Origin of the sequence: Stenotrophomonas sp. TWI1149 (genome assembly GCF_039673155.1) — a bacterium.
GTDB classification, from domain to species: Bacteria; Pseudomonadota; Gammaproteobacteria; order Xanthomonadales; family Xanthomonadaceae; genus Stenotrophomonas; species Stenotrophomonas maltophilia_AA.
The window spans coordinates 333,757-349,163 of record NZ_JBDJLB010000001.1 but is presented as its reverse complement, the minus strand read 5'-3'; the positions used below and the strand labels follow the sequence as shown (position 1 = coordinate 349,163).

The 15,407-nt window shown below is 68.4% G+C and carries 15 protein-coding genes; 6 read left to right on the top strand and 9 right to left on the bottom strand.

The genetic code is table 11. The annotated features are described in order from the left end of the window. Nucleotides 1–10 precede the first annotated feature (10 nt). Both ahpF and ahpC read right to left on the bottom strand, forming a co-directional pair. Nucleotides 11–1,603, bottom strand: coding sequence for an alkyl hydroperoxide reductase subunit F (gene ahpF, locus ABE424_RS01795; RefSeq protein WP_346491309.1), 1,593 nt, complete (start codon nucleotides 1,601–1,603; stop codon nucleotides 11–13). Nucleotides 1,604–1,754: 151 nt separating this feature from the next. Then, nucleotides 1,755–2,318 carry an alkyl hydroperoxide reductase subunit C gene (gene ahpC, locus ABE424_RS01790; RefSeq protein WP_176990330.1) on the bottom strand — a complete coding sequence of 188 codons (564 nt, stop codon included), beginning with the start codon at nucleotides 2,316–2,318 and terminating at the stop codon, nucleotides 1,755–1,757. 426 nt (nucleotides 2,319–2,744) lie between these two features. Here ahpC and prmC point away from each other — a divergent pair, with 426 nt between their 5' ends. Next, on the top strand, nucleotides 2,745–3,593 hold the full coding sequence (gene prmC, locus ABE424_RS01785) for a peptide chain release factor N(5)-glutamine methyltransferase (protein WP_346491308.1): 849 nt from the start codon (nucleotides 2,745–2,747) through the stop codon (nucleotides 3,591–3,593). Between the two features lie 102 nt (nucleotides 3,594–3,695). Beyond that, nucleotides 3,696–4,640: a prolyl aminopeptidase gene (gene pip, locus ABE424_RS01780; protein ID WP_346491307.1), complete on the top strand. Its 945-nt coding sequence runs from the start codon at nucleotides 3,696–3,698 to the stop codon at nucleotides 4,638–4,640. Nucleotides 4,641–4,728: 88 nt separating this feature from the next. Here pip and ABE424_RS01775 read toward each other — a convergent pair whose 3' ends face one another. Beyond that, complete coding sequence (locus tag ABE424_RS01775) at nucleotides 4,729–5,616, bottom strand: LysR family transcriptional regulator (protein WP_346491306.1); 888 nt, start codon at nucleotides 5,614–5,616, stop codon at nucleotides 4,729–4,731. A 109-nt stretch (nucleotides 5,617–5,725) separates the two neighbouring features. On the opposite strand from ABE424_RS01775, the gene ABE424_RS01770 reads away from it, so the two are divergent. Together ABE424_RS01770 and ABE424_RS01765 are read left to right on the top strand one after the other, a co-directional pair. After that, nucleotides 5,726–7,177: an MFS transporter gene (locus ABE424_RS01770; protein ID WP_346491305.1), complete on the top strand. Its 1,452-nt coding sequence runs from the start codon at nucleotides 5,726–5,728 to the stop codon at nucleotides 7,175–7,177. Nucleotides 7,178–7,181: 4 nt separating this feature from the next. Then, nucleotides 7,182–7,847 carry a hypothetical protein gene (locus tag ABE424_RS01765; RefSeq protein ID WP_346491304.1) on the top strand — a complete coding sequence of 222 codons (666 nt, stop codon included), beginning with the start codon at nucleotides 7,182–7,184 and terminating at the stop codon, nucleotides 7,845–7,847. A 47-nt stretch (nucleotides 7,848–7,894) separates the two neighbouring features. Here ABE424_RS01765 and ABE424_RS01760 read toward each other — a convergent pair whose 3' ends face one another. Genes ABE424_RS01760 through ABE424_RS01745 form a run of 4 tightly spaced genes read right to left on the bottom strand, consistent with a single transcriptional unit; the run spans nucleotide 7,895 to nucleotide 10,787 of the window. Next, a complete protein-coding gene (locus tag ABE424_RS01760; protein WP_346491303.1) occupies nucleotides 7,895–8,704 on the bottom strand; it encodes an N-formylglutamate amidohydrolase in 810 nt (269 codons plus the stop codon). After that, nucleotides 8,697–9,248: an NUDIX hydrolase gene (locus ABE424_RS01755; RefSeq protein ID WP_346478239.1), complete on the bottom strand. Its 552-nt coding sequence runs from the start codon at nucleotides 9,246–9,248 to the stop codon at nucleotides 8,697–8,699. The genes ABE424_RS01760 and ABE424_RS01755 overlap by 8 nt, the downstream gene beginning before the upstream one ends. Continuing rightward, entirely contained in the window at nucleotides 9,245–10,183 is a 939-nt protein-coding gene (locus ABE424_RS01750) for a 5'-3' exonuclease H3TH domain-containing protein (protein WP_346491386.1), read from the bottom strand. The genes ABE424_RS01755 and ABE424_RS01750 overlap by 4 nt, the downstream gene beginning before the upstream one ends. 28 nt (nucleotides 10,184–10,211) lie before the next feature. Next, nucleotides 10,212–10,787 (bottom strand): nitroreductase, encoded by a 576-nt coding sequence (locus ABE424_RS01745; RefSeq protein ID WP_346491302.1) that lies wholly within the window; start codon nucleotides 10,785–10,787, stop codon nucleotides 10,212–10,214. A 330-nt stretch (nucleotides 10,788–11,117) separates the two neighbouring features. Here ABE424_RS01745 and ABE424_RS01740 point away from each other — a divergent pair, with 330 nt between their 5' ends. Together ABE424_RS01740 and ABE424_RS01735 are read left to right on the top strand one after the other, a co-directional pair. Further along, nucleotides 11,118–13,445, top strand: a complete 2,328-nt coding sequence (locus ABE424_RS01740) for a DUF1631 domain-containing protein (RefSeq protein ID WP_346478238.1) — start codon at nucleotides 11,118–11,120, stop codon at nucleotides 13,443–13,445. Between the two features lie 71 nt (nucleotides 13,446–13,516). After that, the gene (locus ABE424_RS01735) at nucleotides 13,517–14,599 is read left to right on the top strand and encodes an NAD(P) transhydrogenase subunit alpha (RefSeq protein ID WP_346491301.1); all 1,083 of its coding nucleotides are present in this window, start codon (nucleotides 13,517–13,519) and stop codon (nucleotides 14,597–14,599) included. Between the two features lie 65 nt (nucleotides 14,600–14,664). Here ABE424_RS01735 and ABE424_RS01730 read toward each other — a convergent pair whose 3' ends face one another. Further along, nucleotides 14,665–15,084 (bottom strand): DUF3106 domain-containing protein, encoded by a 420-nt coding sequence (locus ABE424_RS01730; protein WP_346491300.1) that lies wholly within the window; start codon nucleotides 15,082–15,084, stop codon nucleotides 14,665–14,667. Further along, nucleotides 15,084–15,395: a hypothetical protein gene (locus ABE424_RS01725; protein ID WP_346491385.1), complete on the bottom strand. Its 312-nt coding sequence runs from the start codon at nucleotides 15,393–15,395 to the stop codon at nucleotides 15,084–15,086. Before ABE424_RS01725 ends, ABE424_RS01730 begins: the two co-directional genes overlap by 1 nt. Nucleotides 15,396–15,407: the final 12 nt, after the last annotated feature.

The following is a 15,407-nucleotide window of genomic DNA, read 5'->3' as shown; positions in this document are numbered from 1 at the left end:
ACCGGACGTTTCAGGCAGCTTCGGCGACAGCGCCGCTGCTCTTGGGAACGGAGGTGCGGATCAGGTGATCGAAGGCGCTCAGTGCCGCAGTGGAACCGGCGCCCATCGCGATGACGATCTGCTTGTACGGAACGGTTGTGCAATCACCTGCGGCGAAGACACCCGGCACGCTGGTCTGGCCGCGGTCGTCGATCAGGATCTCGCCACGCGGTGACAGGGCCACCGTGTCCTTCAACCATTCGGTATTCGGCAGAAGACCGATCTGCACGAAGATGCCTTCCAGTTCCACCCGGTGCGAGTCGCCCCCGACGCGGTCCTGGTAGACCAGGCCCGTCACCTTCTGGCCATCGCCCAGCACTTCCTGGGTGAGGGCGCTGGTGATGATGGTGACGTTGCCCAGACTGCGCAGCTTCTTCTGCAGCACTTCATCGGCCCGCAGTTTGTCATCAAATTCCAGAAGGGTCACATGCGTCACCAGACCCGCCAGATCGATCGCCGCTTCCACGCCGGAGTTGCCCCCGCCGATCACCGCGACACGCTTGCCCTTGAACAACGGACCGTCGCAATGCGGGCAGTACGCTACGCCCTTGTTGCGGTACTGGTCTTCGCCGGGCACGTTCATCTGGCGCCAGCGTGCGCCGGTGGACAGGATCACCGAACGCGACTTCAGCGACGCGCCGTTCTCCAGCTTGATCTCCACCAGACCATCTTCGCCTGCCGGCACCAGTGCGGTGGCGCGCTGCAGGTTCATGATGTCCACCTCGTACTCGCGCACATGCTGTTCCAGCGCCGCGGCCAGCTTCGGACCTTCGGTTTCCTTGACCGAGATGAAGTTCTCGATCGCCATCGTATCCAGCACCTGGCCACCGAAACGTTCGGCCGCCACACCGGTGCGGATGCCCTTGCGCGCGGCATAGATCGCCGCGGCCGCGCCGGCCGGACCGCCGCCCACCACCAGCACGTCGAACGGTGCCTTGGTGCTGAGCTTTTCGGCATCGCGCCTGGACGCACCGGTGTCCAGCTTGGCGACGATCTGCTCGAGCGTCATGCGGCCCTGGTCGAACACTTCACCGTTGAGGTACACGGTCGGCACGGACATGATCTGGCGCGCTTCGACCTCGGCCGGAAACAGCCCGCCATCGATCGCCACGTGCTGGATGCGCGGGTTCAGCACCGCTGCCAGGTTCAGCGCCTGGACCACGTCCGGGCAGTTCTGGCAGGACAGCGAGAAGTAGGTTTCGAAGCGGTACTCGCCCTCCAGGTTGCGCACCTGCTCGATCAGCTCGGCCGTGGCCTTGGAGGGGTGGCCGCCGACCTGCAGCAGTGCCAGCACCAGCGAGGTGAACTCATGGCCCATCGGCAGGCCCGCGAACGCCAGGTGGATGTCCTGGCCCGGCGTGGTCAGCGCGAACGAGGGCGTGCGCTCGCTGCTGTCGCGACGCACGTCCAGGCTGATCTGCGTCGACAGCGAGGTCAGCGTGTTCAGCAGCTCGAGCATCTCCTGCGACTTGGCGCCGTCATCCACGTGCGCCGTGATCTGGATCGGACGGGTGACACGTTCCAGATAGGTTTTCAGCTGGGACTGGAGGTTGGCATCCAACATCGAAAAACTCCTTGATTCAGGCAAGGGAACAGCGTCGACGAACCCCGCGGGTGCATCTGCGCGACATGGGGGTGAACCGAAACCGGCGCGTGGGGCACCGGCTTGGGTTCACCCCCACCCCCGGCGGGCGGGGATGGGGATGAGAAGCGGCTTAGATCTTGCCGACCAGGTCCAGCGACGGGGTCAGGGTCTTTTCGCCTTCCTTCCACTTCGCCGGGCACACCTGGTTCGGGTTGGCGGCGGTGAACTGGGCAGCCTTCAGCTTGCGCAGGGTCTCGGAGACGTCACGGGCGATCTCGTTGGAGTGGATCTCCAGGGTCTTGATCACGCCTTCCGGGTTGATGATGAAGGTGCCGCGCAGGGCCAGGCCTTCTTCCGGAATATGCACGCCGAAAGCGTTGGTCAGCTGGTGGGTCGGGTCGCCGACCAGCGGGAACTGCGCCTTGCCGACGGCCGGCGAGGTTTCGTGCCACACCTTGTGCGAGAAGTGCGTATCGGTGGTGACGATGTAGACCTCGGCACCGGCCTTCTGGAATTCGGCGTAATGATCGGCGGCGTCTTCGATCTCGGTCGGGCAGTTGAAGGTGAACGCGGCCGGCATGAAGATCAGCACGGACCAGTGACCCTTCAGGGTGGCGTCGGAGACCTTGATGAACTCGCCGTTCTGGTAGGCGTTGGCTTCAAACGGCTGGATCTGGGTGTTGATGAGCGACATCGTTGTTCCTCTTGGTGAAGGGGGTGGGTGAAGCGACCAACACAGGTTAGCGGCTCCGTTCCCATAAGGACAATCCATTGATTGCATCTATGCGATAGCCATAGACTATCAAAAGCAGCTGATCCTGCGATGAAGGGTGGCGGCGCTATCCGTCAGAACCGTTGCAGCGCAATGACCACGCCCGAACAGGCGGCGGGCGGTGCCATAGCTTCTGCATATCCGGGGACACGGCAACCTGAACGGTCGCGCGGCTCGGCTGGCCGGCACCCTCGGATTTCGTGGCGAAATCGATAGCGGCTACAAATCCATATATGAGTGTCGATGCGTGGATTCAATCGGTTGCCGGTCGCGGACAGCCCCGGCGCGGGGCCGGCCCCCAGGGCCCCGTGGACTACACTGCGCGCCCCACCGCTGTTCCGTCCCGCCATGACCGCCGCCGCCCCTGACATCCGCCAGCTGCTCGCCGATGCCGCCGCCCGCCTGCCCGGCGTGGAAGGCCGGCACGAAGCGGAACTGCTGTTGCTGCACGTCCTGGAGCGCGAGCGCAGCTGGCTGTTCGCGCACGCCACCGATCCGGTCGAGCCGGCGCATGCCGCGGCGTTCGAGGCCCTGCTCGCCAAGCGCGTGGCCGGCGCGCCGGTGGCCTACCTGCTGGGCCGCCGCGGTTTCTGGACCCTGGATCTGGAGGTCAGCCCGGCCACCCTGATCCCGCGCCCGGAGACCGAGCTGCTGGTCGAGCTGGCGCTGGCGCGGTTGCCGGAGAACCGCCCGCTGCGGATCGCGGATCTGGGCACCGGCAGCGGCGCAATCGCCTTGGCGCTGGCCAGCGAGCGGCCGCAGGCCACTGTCATCGCCACCGACTTCAGCGAGGCCGCATTGGCGGTCGCGGCGCGCAACGCGCAGCGTCACGCGCTGGGCAACGTCAGCTTCCGGCAAGGCGCGTGGTATGCCCCGCTGGCCGGTGAGCGGTTCGATCTGATCGCGACCAACCCGCCGTATATCGCCAGCGACGACCCGCACCTGGTGCAGGGTGACCTGCGTTTCGAGCCGGCCACCGCGCTGGCCTCCGGCCTTGATGGGCTGGACGACATCCGGCTGATCATCGCCGGTGCGGCAGCGCACCTGCTTCCCGGCGGTTGGCTGCTGATCGAACACGGCTGGGACCAGGGCGCGGCGATCCGCGCGCTGCTGCGGGACGCCGGTTTCCAGTCGGTCGCCACGGAGCGCGATCTGGAACAGCGCGACCGGGTGAGCCTGGGCTGTCTGCCGGCCTGACCGCGTGCCGTCCCTGCGGTGACCCCGAGGCTAGAATGACCTGTCCACCGGGCCGCCGCGCAGCGTGATGCGGCGACTGTCATTCCACATGGAGTTCCTGTCATGCGTACGCTGTATCCCGCCATCACCCCTTACGACGTCGGCACCCTGAAGGTCGATGACCGCCACACGCTGTACTTCGAGCAGTGCGGCAATCCCGACGGCAAGCCGGTGGTGATGCTGCACGGTGGCCCGGGCGGCGGCTGCAGCGACAAAATGCGCCAGTTCCACGACCCGGCCAAGTACCGGATCATCCTGTTCGACCAGCGCGGTGCCGGCCGTTCCACGCCGCATGCGGACCTGGTCGACAACACCACCTGGGACCTGGTCGCCGATATCGAAACACTGCGCGAGCACCTCAAGGTGGATCGCTGGCAGGTCTTCGGCGGCAGCTGGGGCTCGACCCTGGCGCTGGCCTATGCCCAGACCCGACCGCAGCGCGTGACCGAGCTGGTCCTGCGCGGCATCTTCATGCTGCGCCGCTGGGAGCTGGAATGGTTCTACCAGGAAGGCGCCAACCGCCTGTTCCCGGATGCGTGGGAGCACTACCTCGAGCCGATCCCGGCCGTGGAGCGCCACGACCTGATCTCCGCCTTCCACCGCCGCCTGACCAGCGACGATGAAGCCACCCGCCTGGCCGCGGCCAAGGCGTGGAGCGTGTGGGAAGGCGCAACCAGCTTCCTGCACGTGGACGATGACTTCGTGAACAGCCACCAGGATCCGCAGTTCGCGTTGGCCTTCGCCCGCATCGAGAACCATTACTTCGTCAACGGCGGTTTCTTCGAGGTGGAAGAACAGCTGCTGCGCGACGCGCACCGCATCGCCGATATTCCGGGCGTGATCGTGCACGGCCGCTACGACGTGGTCTGCCCGCTGCAGAGTGCGTGGGAACTGCACAAGGCGTGGCCGAAATCGACGCTGGAGATCAGCCCGGCGTCGGGTCACTCCGCGTTCGAAGCCGAGAATGTCGACGCGCTGGTGCGTGCGACGGATCGCTTCGCGGGTTGATGGTGGTGTGCCGACCAACGGTCGCCACCTACCGGGCTGCCCCGTGCGTCGCCCGGCCGATCACGACCGTTGGTCGTGATCCGGCGGGTTACCAATCACCGCCCAACAACGCCTCCGCCAACACCTGCAGCTTCGGCGAGGCCTGCCGCGAGGGCGGGTATACCAGCGACAGCACCCGGCTGCGCCCCTCGAACGGTTGCAGCACCCGCTGCAGCCGGCCGTCGGCGAGCGCATCGGCCACCGCGAAATCCATCACCTGCACGATGCCGATCCCGGCAAGCGCGCCTTCCACCAGCGGGTCGCCGCTGTCGAACACCATCCGCGCCGGCGGGGTGAACTCGCGCAGCTGACCGTCGGCCTCGCGGAACTGCCAGTCCACCAACCGCCCGCTGCGCAGATTGCGCACCGCCAGGCAGGCGTGATCGTGCAGTGCATCGACGCTGGCGGGTTCTCCGTGCCGCGCGATATAGGCCGGCGAGGCGACCGTGACCCAGTTCAACGGGCGCAGGGGCCGCGCCACCATGCGCACATCGCTGATCGGCCCGGTGCGCAGCGCCGCATCGAAACCTTCCTCGACCAGATCGACCAGCCGGTCATTGAGCACCAGCTCGAACTGCAGCTGGGGATGGGCGGCCATCAGTTGCCCCGCCAAGGGCACCAGCACCTTGCGCCCGAACATTGACGGCGCGGTCAGCTTCAACACGCCCGACGGCGTGGACGGCCGATCGCCCAGGCGCCGCTCGGCATCCTCCAGCCCGCTCAGCAGCGGCGCGCAATGTTCGACGAACTGGCGGCCATCCGGGGTCAGGCTGACGTTGCGCGTATTGCGGTGGAGCAGGCGCACACCGAGCGCGCTTTCCAGCCGCCCGATCGCCCGCGACAGCCCGGACTGGCTGATCCCCAGCTGGCCGGCGGCGACCGTGAAGCTGCGCGCTTCGGCCACCTGCACCAGCATGCGCACGGCGTTGAGGTCCATCGCTCCTCCGATTCATGCGGATATACATGACAGATATCGAAGTATCCGGGTTTATTTATGCAGCGTCATCAATGAGACTGCCCACCTTCTTACGTCCCACCGAGTCGGCATGACCTCCCCCCTGTCTCCCGCTGGCGCCCCGGCGCTGGCGTTCCCCCGCCTGGCCCTGGCCCTGCTCGCCACCGCCCAGCTGATCATTGCGCTGGATTCCACGATCATCTTCGTCGCCCTGCACGAGATGGGCGCGCAGCTGCACATCAATGCCCAGCAGCTGCAGTGGATCGTCAGCGGTTACACGGTGGCGTTCGGCGGCTGCCTGCTGCTCGGCGGTCGCGCGGCCGATCTGCTGGGGCGCCGCCGGATCTATCGGCTGGGCATGGCGCTGTTCGCGCTGGCCTCGCTGGTCGGCGGCTTCAGCAACAGCGCCTGGCTGCTGATCGCCGCCCGCGCGGTACAGGGCATCGGTGCGGCATTGCTGTTCCCGGCCACGCTGGCGCTGATCAATACCCTCTACGCCGAAGGCGCGCCGCGCAACCGCGCGCTGGCGATCTGGTCGATGGCCAGCGCCGGCGGCCTGGCCCTGGGCACGTTGCTCGGTGGCGTGCTGACCCAGAGCTTCGGCTGGGCCTCGGTGCTGCTGGTGATCGTGCCGTTCGCCGGCGGCTGCGCGCTGCTCGGTGGCTGGTGGCTGCCGCGCGACCCCGCGCCGCTGGCCGGCCGCTCGTTCGATCTGGCCGGCTGTATGACGGTGACCGTCGGCGGCAGCCTGCTGGTGACCACGCTGGTGCAGGGCCCGGAGTGGGGCTGGCTGGCGCCACGCACGCTGATCTGCCTGGTCGTGTCGGCCGTGATGCTGGCGGCCTTCGTGCAGATCGAACGCCGCAGCCGCGACCCGCTGATGCAGTTCGCGCTGCTGCGCCTGCGCAGCCTGCGTGCGGCGATGCTGCTGACGATGCTGTTCATGAGCAGCTACGGCGTGCAGTACTACTTCCTGGCGCTGTACTACCAGGATGGCTATGGCTGGAGCGCGCTGCAGGCGGGCCTGGCGTTCCTGCCACCGACCCTGGTGTGCACGTTCGGCATCCGCATCGCCGAGCGCATGCTCGCCCGGCGTTCGCCGCGCCAGGTGCTGACGGTTGGCATGCTGGCCGGCGCGGTCGGCATCGCCGCGGTCGCCGTCGCGCTGCCCCATGGCGCGACCTACTGGGCGCTGCTACCGGGCATCGTGGTGCTCAGCCTGGGCCAGGGCATCACCTGGACCTCGATGTGGATCGTGGCCGGGCAGGGCGTGCCGGCCGCGCAGCAGGGCGTGGCCTCCGGCATGGCCGCCACGGCACAGCAGATCGGTGGCGCGCTGGGCCTGGCGCTGCTGGTAATGGTGGCCAATGCCGGTCGTGGCAGCGCGGGTGCCAGCAGTGACGCGGCCCTGCAGGGCATGATCCACGCGCAGTACGGCGCGGCGCTGTTCGCGCTGCTGGGCGTGGGCGTCGCGCTGTGGCTGCGGCCGCAGGAAGATGCCGCGACGCCGGCGCCGACGCCGGTGTGCGCGGGTGAAGGATAAGCCGATGACCGACCTTCTTGCCTTGGGCCAGGCACTTGAGGCCATCGCGGGATGCAGCAACGATCGTGACGTGTGGGACCGGTATGGCTGGGTCTACGCAACCGACGGCGACGAACGTGATGCCCGGTTCTGGTTGTCCGACCATGACGCTGAGCATGACGAGCCCAGCGTTGAGGCCTTCGCCGCCCAGCATGCGCTGAGCACGTACCTGGAGGCCGCCACCTTCGCCGATGTGCTGGACGTGCAGAAGCGCCAGCGTCCGTTGTCCACGCTGGACGACTACGCGCAGGCGCTGGCGTACTACAGCGAGTACGACGCGTTCCTGCAGGTGGCGGGCATCGATGAGGCCCTGGGCGAGGCGACGGCCGAGGCACGACAGGCCGCGCGTGCGCTGGGCGTGGGGCGCGGGATTTTCGCCGCGTTCGACGTGGCGCTGGTGCAGTGCCCGGCATCGAAGGTGAAGGACGCTGCCCGCATCGTTGCAGCGGTGCTGGATGTCCCGGTGGGCCGGGCGTTGGCGTTGTGCCGTGACCTGCCTGTGGAACTCGGTCGTGACCTGGAGCGCCCGCGTGCCGCTGCGATTGTGGCTGACTTCCAGGCGGTCGGCATCACGCTGGAGATGCGGGGATACCGCGCGTTTCCGTGGATGGAGGCGCCTGCGCTGGGCTGATGTCCGGGTGCCGGCCAGCGGCCGGCACTACCCGGGGTGAACGCGTGTCATGCAGGCGGCAACGCGACCAGCTGCGGCTGCAGGGCGGTGAAGATGCGCGCCAGGCGCTGCGCCCAGGCCTGCTGGCCGGCGGCATCGGCAATCAGGTCCTGGCGGATTTCCAGCTCCACGTGCAGCAGCCCGCGGCCTTCGCCATGCACCGGCACGGCATAGTCGCTGGTGCTGCTGACCGCGTAGGGCTGGTTGTCGCCCACCACCAGGTCGCCTTCATCGCGCAGCGCATCCAGCAGGCGATGTGCGAACCGCGTGTCGCGGTGGTACAGCACGCCGGCATGCCACGGCCGCTCGGCGTCATTCATGACAGGGGTGAAGCTGTGCATCATCACCAGCAACGTCGGCCGGGCCTGCGCCTGGCGCGTGTCCAGCTCGGCATCGATGCGCGCATGGTAGGGCGCATGGATCGCCGCGACGCGCTGTTGCCGCTGCAGCGCCGACAGGCCCTGGTTGCCGGGCACCACGGTGAGGTCGCTGACCGCCGGCATCAGCGTGGGGGAGGCCAACGGCCGGTTGCAGTCGATCACCAGCCGCGAGTACGTCTGCGTGATCGCCCAGGCATCCAGCAGGCGCGCCAGTTCCACGGTGACCCCTGCGATACCGATGTCCCAGCCGATGTGGCGGTCCAGTTCGGCCTGCGGCAGGCCGAGCCCGGCCAGTGACGCCGGCACCTGCTGCCCGGCATGGTCGGCGATCAGCAGGAACGGTGAGTGGCCCTGCGCCTGGTGCACGGTGAACGGCGCCGGATCGGCCGGCCCCAGCAGGGCCGTGGCGGTGTCCGGATGGGCGAACGAATCAGCCACGCGGGGTGCCGTCCAGGTGATGTTCGATCATCCACAGGCCGGCCCACAGCTTGGCATCCAGCTCGTAACCCTGGCCCATCTTCTCGACCAGCCATGCCGCGGCGCGGGCGCGCGGAATCTCGTGCACGGTGATGTCTTCGCTGGCATCGCCACCGCCCTCACCCACCTTGCGCAGGCCGGTGGCGCGCACGAAGGCGATCTTCTCGCTGCTCGCACCGGAGGAGGTCGGGCCGATCATCAGCACCTCGGCGTGCTCGGCGGTCCAGCCGGTTTCTTCCTCCAGCTCGCGCACGGCGGAAACCTCGATCGACTCGCCGGCATCGATGTCGCCGACCAGCCCGGCCGGCATCTCGATGGTCCTGGCCTGCAGCGGGATGCGGAACTGTTCGACGAACAGCACGGTGTCTGCCGGGGTGACCGCGATGATGATCGCGGCCAGGCCGCCGGCGTGGGTGCGCTCGCTGTACTCCCAGGTGCCGCGCACGACCATGCGCTGGTACTTGCCTTCAAACACAACCTTCGGGTCTTGCGTAGTAGGGCTCATGCGAACTCGCTGGCAACGGAAGAGGAATCGGACAGGCCGGCGGCGGTGAACAGGCGGCGACGGGTCAACGGCCCGAACCGCAGTGCATCGCACAGGCCCTGCAGCATCTGCGCGTCGGCCACGCCGCGGCTGAAATCAACGGCAGCACCCTCCAGCGGGGCATCCAGCGCGATGGTGGTCAGCTGGCGCCACAGCAGCGCATGCTCGCGCTGTTCGCGCAGCCGCACCGCCATCTGCGCCGCACCGCGCAGGCGCAGGAAGGGCACTTCGTCCAGGCGCTCATACAACACGTCCATGCTGCCGAAATGCGCCAACAGAACGGCGGCCGATTTGGCGCCCACGCCGGTCACGCCCGGGATGTTGTCGACCGCATCGCCGCACAGCGCCAGGTAGTCGGCGATCTGGTGCGCATGCACGCCGTGGCGGGCTTTGACACCGGCCATGCCCCAGCGCTGGTTGCGCGCGTAATCCCACTGCTCGTCATGCTCGAACAGCAGCTGCGAGAGGTCCTTGTCGGCGGAGATGATCACCCCGCGCATGCCGGCGTCGCGGCGCGCGTGCAGGGCGCTGCCGATCAGGTCGTCGGCTTCGTATTCGTGGTGGGCCAGCACCGCCAGGCCGAGCGCGGTGCACAGCGCCTTGCAGTGCGCGAACTGGCGGCGCAGCGCTTCCGGCGCGGGATCGCGGTTGGCCTTGTAGGCGGCATAGATGCGGTGGCGGAAGCAGCTGTCCAGCGCTTCATCGAACGCGATGGCGATGTTCGCCGGCCGCTCGCGCTCGAGCAGGTCGAGCAGGAAGCGCGCGAAGCCGTGCACGGCATTGGTCGGCCAGCCCTGCTGGTCCTGGAACTCATCCGGCATCGAATGCCAGGCGCGGAACACGTACAGGCTGGCATCGACCAGGTACAACGGCGCACGCAGCGGCGGCGGGGCCATGCCGGGGCCGGCAGCAAGGGCGGACATCTCAGCCCTCCCAGTCCTGCAGCAGCGCGGCGGGATCCGGGCGCTCGCGCTCGGGAACCGCGGTCTTCGGTGTGCCGATGTGGATGAAGCCGGCGATCTGCTCGTCCTCGGCCAGGCCGAGGTGGGCGTGCACGGCGGGGTCGAAGGCCATCCAGGCGGTCAGCCACTGGGCGCCGAAGCCCAGCGCCTGCGCGGCCTGCAGCAGGGCGAAGCAGACGCAGCCGGCGGTCATCAGCTGTTCGGCCTCCGGCACCTTGGGGTTCGGGCGCGGGCTGGCGATGACGGTGATGACCAGCGGGGCATGGGAGAAACGCTGGCGGTCCTTGTCCAGCTGGGCCGGCGACACCTGGGGGTCGCGCTGGACGGCGCGCGCGGCCAGGAACGTGCCCAGACTGTGACGCGCATCGCCGGCGATCCGCAGGAAGCGGTAGGGCACCAGCTTGCCGTGGTCGGGCACGCGCACGGCCGAGGCCAGCATCCGCAGCAGGGTCGCCGGGTCGGGGCCTGGCTCGCCGAGTTGCTTGGCGGGGACCGAACGGCGGGCGTCCAGGGCATGCAGCGCGGGGGGAACGGACATGGGCTCTCGATCTGGCTTCACGGTGCCCCGATTATAGTCGCGACCGTTTGTGACACGGTCCTGGGTATCTCGGTGCAATTTGCGACAAAGCGTGATGAACATCACCTAATCAGCGGACTTCCTTCACGTGGCTGTACTCGCTTCCCGGGCCTGCTGCGCTTACGATACAAAGCCTGCCGGGCCACCGGTAACGAGGTTTAAAGTGTCGACTGTTTCACTGTCTCTGACCGGTCGGCCGGCCTACCATCCGAACGTGGGCGCATGGGGTGCGCCGGCGATCGTTGTTTCCATGCTGTACTCAGTGCCTGCGAGGGTGGGGAGCCTTTTCGCATGATTGCCACGCCCAATGTAGGGGGGCACCCGGGCCGTGACCCGGCGTTGTTGAAGATGGCCCGCGAGGCCGTGCTGCCGGGGCTGGTCGAGTCGTTCTCGACGGTGCTGGCGCGCTTCGATGATGTGCTGTTCGACCGTGCCGGCACCGCCGGCGCGTCGCAGTTGCTGTTCCTGGATGGCATGCGCGAACTGCGCCGCCGCCGGGAGGACATCGTGTCCGGCTTCCGCGCCCACCTGGCCCAGGCCTGGGACGCGCTGGAGCGGGGCGAGCCGCTGTCGGCCGAGGCCACCCTGGCCGGCCAGATCGAGGACGGGCTGAGCCTGGTGCCCGAACACGTGCTGGAATCCCGGCTGGCGGTGCGCAACTTCGCCACCGTGCTGCTGCGCGACTTCAAGCCGGTGCTGTCGCGGCTGGACCGCCGCCTGGGCGTGATCGCCGGCGGCCTGGAACTGCAGGCCGATACCAACCCGATCAGCCCCGAGCACCTCGGCGTGGCCATCCATGAGGCCTTCGCCGACTGTGAACTGGCCCCGGAAGTGCGGCTGGTGCTGATCAAACTGTGCGAGCGCGACCTGCAGCAGCCGATCGGCAAGCGGTACGACTATCTGGACGAACAACTGGCCGCGGCCGGCGTGATGCCGCAGATGGCCGCGCGTCGGCCTGCGCCGCGCGCACCGTCGCCGCCACAGCGCGATGACCGCGACGCCTTCGATGGGTTCGAGACCGAGGCCGGGCTGGGCGCGGCGGGCGACGAGGGGCAGGCACCGGCCTGGGCCCGTCGTTTCGCCGACCGCTGGGCCGAGAGCCGTGGCCGCCTCCAGGGTAGCGGAGGCGCGCAGGCCGCGCAGGACGCGCATGGCGAGGGCGGTGAGAGCCTTGGCGGCAACCAGGGCATGCTGCTCGATGCCCTGCATGAACTCCTGCAGCAGACCCGTCACGTGCGCGAGGACGCCACCTCGGCGGCCAGCGTCGCGGTGGGCCAGCAGCGCCCGTTGAGCCAGCGCGAGATGATGTCGGTGCTCTCGCTGCTGCAGGCCACGCCGAGCGCGACCCTGCGCGCGGCGATCGGCGAGGACGGCGAATCGCTGGCGCAACGCCTGAAGAGTGAAGTGCTGTCCGGCGCGACCCGGCTCGGGGTCGATCCCGCGCAGGCGCGGCTGGACCCCCAGGACGAGGATGCGATCGACCTGGTCGGCATGCTGTTCGACGTGATGCTCGACGAGCGCGACCTGGAGGGCCGCTCGCGTGAGCTGATCGGCCGGCTGGTGGTGCCCTTCGTCAAGGTCGCCATGCTCGATCGCCGCATGTTCGTGCAGAAGACCCACCCGGCGCGCAAGCTGCTCAACTCGCTGGCCGAGGCCTGCGAAGGCAATACCGGCGAGAGCCAGGCCGAGCGCGTGCTGATGGGCAAGGTCGAGGAAATCATCGAGCGCCTGGTCGCCGAGTTCAACGAGAACCTGGCGATCTTCCTGACCCTGGAAGAAGAATTCCGCGATTTCCTGACCCAGCACCGGCGCCGGATCGAGATCGCCGAGCGGCGTGCCGCCGAAACCCAGCGCGGTCAGGAAAAGCTCGAAATGGCCCGCCAGCGCGCCAGTGCCGAACTGGACCGCCGCATCGGCGATACCACCTTGCCGCAGGCGATCGGTGAGTTCCTGCGCCAGCCGTGGCAGCACCATCTGACCCTGACCGTGCTGCGCGAAGGCGAAGACGGGGCGTCGGTCGGCGAGGCACTGAGCCTGGCCGATGGCATGCTGGAAGAAGTAGCCGAGGCGCGCCGCCATATCGTCGGCAAGCCTTGGCTGCAGGCCTGGCATCCGGCGCTGCGCAAGGTGTTTGCCAGTGTCGGCGTACATGCCGATGCGGCGACCAGCGCCATCGATGCGCTGCACGACACCCTGCAGGGTATCGCCGAATCGCGCCCCGAGCTGGAACGCGCGCTGCCCGAACTGCCGCAGGTGGCGCTGCCGTCGCCGCCGACGCAGGAATCGGCGGCGGTCGAGCTGGGCAGCAAGGTTGATGTCAGCGATTTCGACAATGCCGATGCCGACCGCTTCCGCGGCCTGGAGATCGGCACCTGGCTGGATTTCGTCGACAAGGACGGCAAGGTCCAGGCCGGCAAGCTGTCCTGGGTGAGCCCGATTTCCCAGCGCCTGCTGTTCGTCAACCGGCGCGGGGTGCGCTTCTGCGTGGCCTCGCCGGAAGAACTGGCGGTGATGGTGCGCCTGGGTCGCCTGCGGGCGCATATCGACGATGGCGCGTTCGACAGCGCCATGCAGGGCGTGATCGATCGGCTGGATACCAGGAACGCCACCGTGCATTGAGCCCCCGGGCCACGCTGGCCCGGCGATCAGGTTACGATCAGCCCACAATCCGCTGATCGTCGGGGACAGGCATGGCTGTCGAGGTGTTGGTGGTAAAGGAACATGCGCCGGGGGAACGGCGCGTGGCAATGACGCCGGAAACGGCGCGCAAGCTGATCGCGCTCGGCGCGGGCGTGTCGTTCGAGCCAAATGCCGGGTTGGCTGCCGGCTTCCCCGATGCGGTGTATCAGGAGGTGGGTGCGCAGCCCGCCGATGACACCCGCCTGGGCCAGGCCGACATCGTGCTGTGCGTGCAGCCACCGTCCAACGACCGCCTTGCGCGGTTGAAATCCGGCGCCAGCCTGATCGGCATGCTGCACCCGCAGGCCGATGCCGAGCGGGCTGGCCTGATCCAGTCGCGCGGCCTGCAGGCGTTTCCGCTGGAACGCTTGCCGCGCACTACGCGGGCGCAATCGATGGACGTGCTCAGTTCGCAGGCCGGCATGGCCGGTTATAAAGCCACGTTGATCGCCGCCCAGCGCGCGCCGCGCTTCTTCCCGATGCTCACCACCGCTGCCGGCACGATCCGTCCCTCCAAGGTGCTGGTGGTCGGCGCCGGCGTGGCGGGCCTGCAGGCGATCGCCACGGCGCGTCGCTTGGGCGCGCAGGTGGAAGGCTTCGATGTGCGCCCGGAAACCCGCGAGCAGATCGAATCGCTGGGCGGCAAGTTCCTCGACCTGGGCGTCAGCGCGGTCGGCGAAGGTGGCTATGCGAGGCCGTTGACCGATGAAGAACGTGCCGAGCAGCAGCGTCGCCTCGGCGAGCATCTGCGTACGGTGGATGTGGTCATCTGTACCGCCGCCGTGCCGGGGCGGCCGGCGCCGAAGATCGTCAGCACCGCCATGGCGCGTGGCATGAAGCCGGGCAGCGTGATTGTCGACCTCGCCGCGGAAACCGGCGGCAATTGCGAGGCCACGCAACCGGGCGAGGTGGTGGACCTGGACGGCGTGCTCATCGATGGCCCGCTCAACCTGGCCAGCCAAGGCGCGGTGCATGCCAGCGAGATGTACGCCCGCAACGTCTACAACTTCGTCGCCCTGTTCCTGAAAGAGGGTGCCGTCACCTTCGACTGGGACGACGAACTGCTCGCGAAAACCCGCTGGGTCGCCGCCTGAAAAAACGGGGACGGAGGTAGTTAATAATCCCCTCCGTCCCCGTTAATTGCCGCCTGAAAAAACGCTCAGCGCTTGGGCGGCGGGGCGGGGTTCGCCTTGAGCCAGGCCTTGCGTTCGTCCGGGGTCATCCGCGCCCAGCGGTCGCGCAGGTCCTGGCGCTGTTCCGGGGTCATGCTGCGCATCTGACCGAACAGTGCGCGCGCCTGCTCGCGCTGCTCCGGCGTCATGTTCTCGAAACGGTGCCGGCCCCGGTGCGCCTGCGCGCGCTGTTCCGGGGGCATGCTCAGCCAGCGCTGGCCGTGCTGCAGCATGCGCTCGCGCTGCGGCGCCGGCGCGTCGTTCCAGCGGTCACGCACGGGCGCGATCAACGCCTCGCGCTGCTGCGGGCTGAGTTTGTCCCAGTCCGGCAGCGGGGCGGTCTGGGCCCAGCCGGCCGCACTCAGCGTCAGCAACACCAGCCCCAGGGGCAGTCGCAGTTTCATCATCACTCCATTGCCAGGTCGGTACTGCCCAGCCACACATACAGATCGGGATTCTCGTCGAGGACATCGCTGCCGTCATCGGCCGCGCTCGCCACGACCGCTGGCGGCGGGGCGGTCGATTCGCCGAGGAGGAAACTGTAGCCCAACGCGAGCGCGACCACCGCCGAACAGGCGGTGGCCATCCACCAGGAGGGGTCATGCCGCCTGGCCGGTGAGGCGGCATGACGCGCGCCGCGCAGCCGCGCCAGCGTAACCGGCGAGAGGGTATCCAGCGCCTGCGCATGCAGCTGCCGCAGGGCGGCATCGTCATGCATCGAAGGGGGTAG

Excerpts from the sequence above, each read along its gene's own strand:
- ABE424_RS01735 (WP_346491301.1), top strand. The coding sequence starts at position 13,517 with ATGGCTGTCGAGGTGTTGGTGGTAAAGGAACATGCGCCGGGGGAACGG.
- ABE424_RS01750 (WP_346491386.1), bottom strand. The coding sequence starts at position 10,183 with ATGGCCCCGCCGCCGCTGCGTGCGCCGTTGTACCTGGTCGATGCCAGC.
- pip (WP_346491307.1), top strand. The coding sequence starts at position 3,696 with ATGCGTACGCTGTATCCCGCCATCACCCCTTACGACGTCGGCACCCTG.
- ahpC (WP_176990330.1), bottom strand. The coding sequence starts at position 2,318 with ATGTCGCTCATCAACACCCAGATCCAGCCGTTTGAAGCCAACGCCTAC.
- ABE424_RS01745 (WP_346491302.1), bottom strand. The coding sequence starts at position 10,787 with ATGTCCGTTCCCCCCGCGCTGCATGCCCTGGACGCCCGCCGTTCGGTC.
- ABE424_RS01770 (WP_346491305.1), top strand. The coding sequence starts at position 5,726 with ATGACCTCCCCCCTGTCTCCCGCTGGCGCCCCGGCGCTGGCGTTCCCC.
- ABE424_RS01725 (WP_346491385.1), bottom strand. The coding sequence starts at position 15,395 with ATGCATGACGATGCCGCCCTGCGGCAGCTGCATGCGCAGGCGCTGGAT.
- ABE424_RS01775 (WP_346491306.1), bottom strand. The coding sequence starts at position 5,616 with ATGGACCTCAACGCCGTGCGCATGCTGGTGCAGGTGGCCGAAGCGCGC.
- ABE424_RS01740 (WP_346478238.1), top strand. The coding sequence starts at position 11,118 with ATGATTGCCACGCCCAATGTAGGGGGGCACCCGGGCCGTGACCCGGCG.
- ahpF (WP_346491309.1), bottom strand. The coding sequence starts at position 1,603 with ATGTTGGATGCCAACCTCCAGTCCCAGCTGAAAACCTATCTGGAACGT.
- ABE424_RS01730 (WP_346491300.1), bottom strand. The coding sequence starts at position 15,084 with ATGATGAAACTGCGACTGCCCCTGGGGCTGGTGTTGCTGACGCTGAGT.
- ABE424_RS01755 (WP_346478239.1), bottom strand. The coding sequence starts at position 9,248 with ATGAGCCCTACTACGCAAGACCCGAAGGTTGTGTTTGAAGGCAAGTAC.
- ABE424_RS01765 (WP_346491304.1), top strand. The coding sequence starts at position 7,182 with ATGACCGACCTTCTTGCCTTGGGCCAGGCACTTGAGGCCATCGCGGGA.
- prmC (WP_346491308.1), top strand. The coding sequence starts at position 2,745 with ATGACCGCCGCCGCCCCTGACATCCGCCAGCTGCTCGCCGATGCCGCC.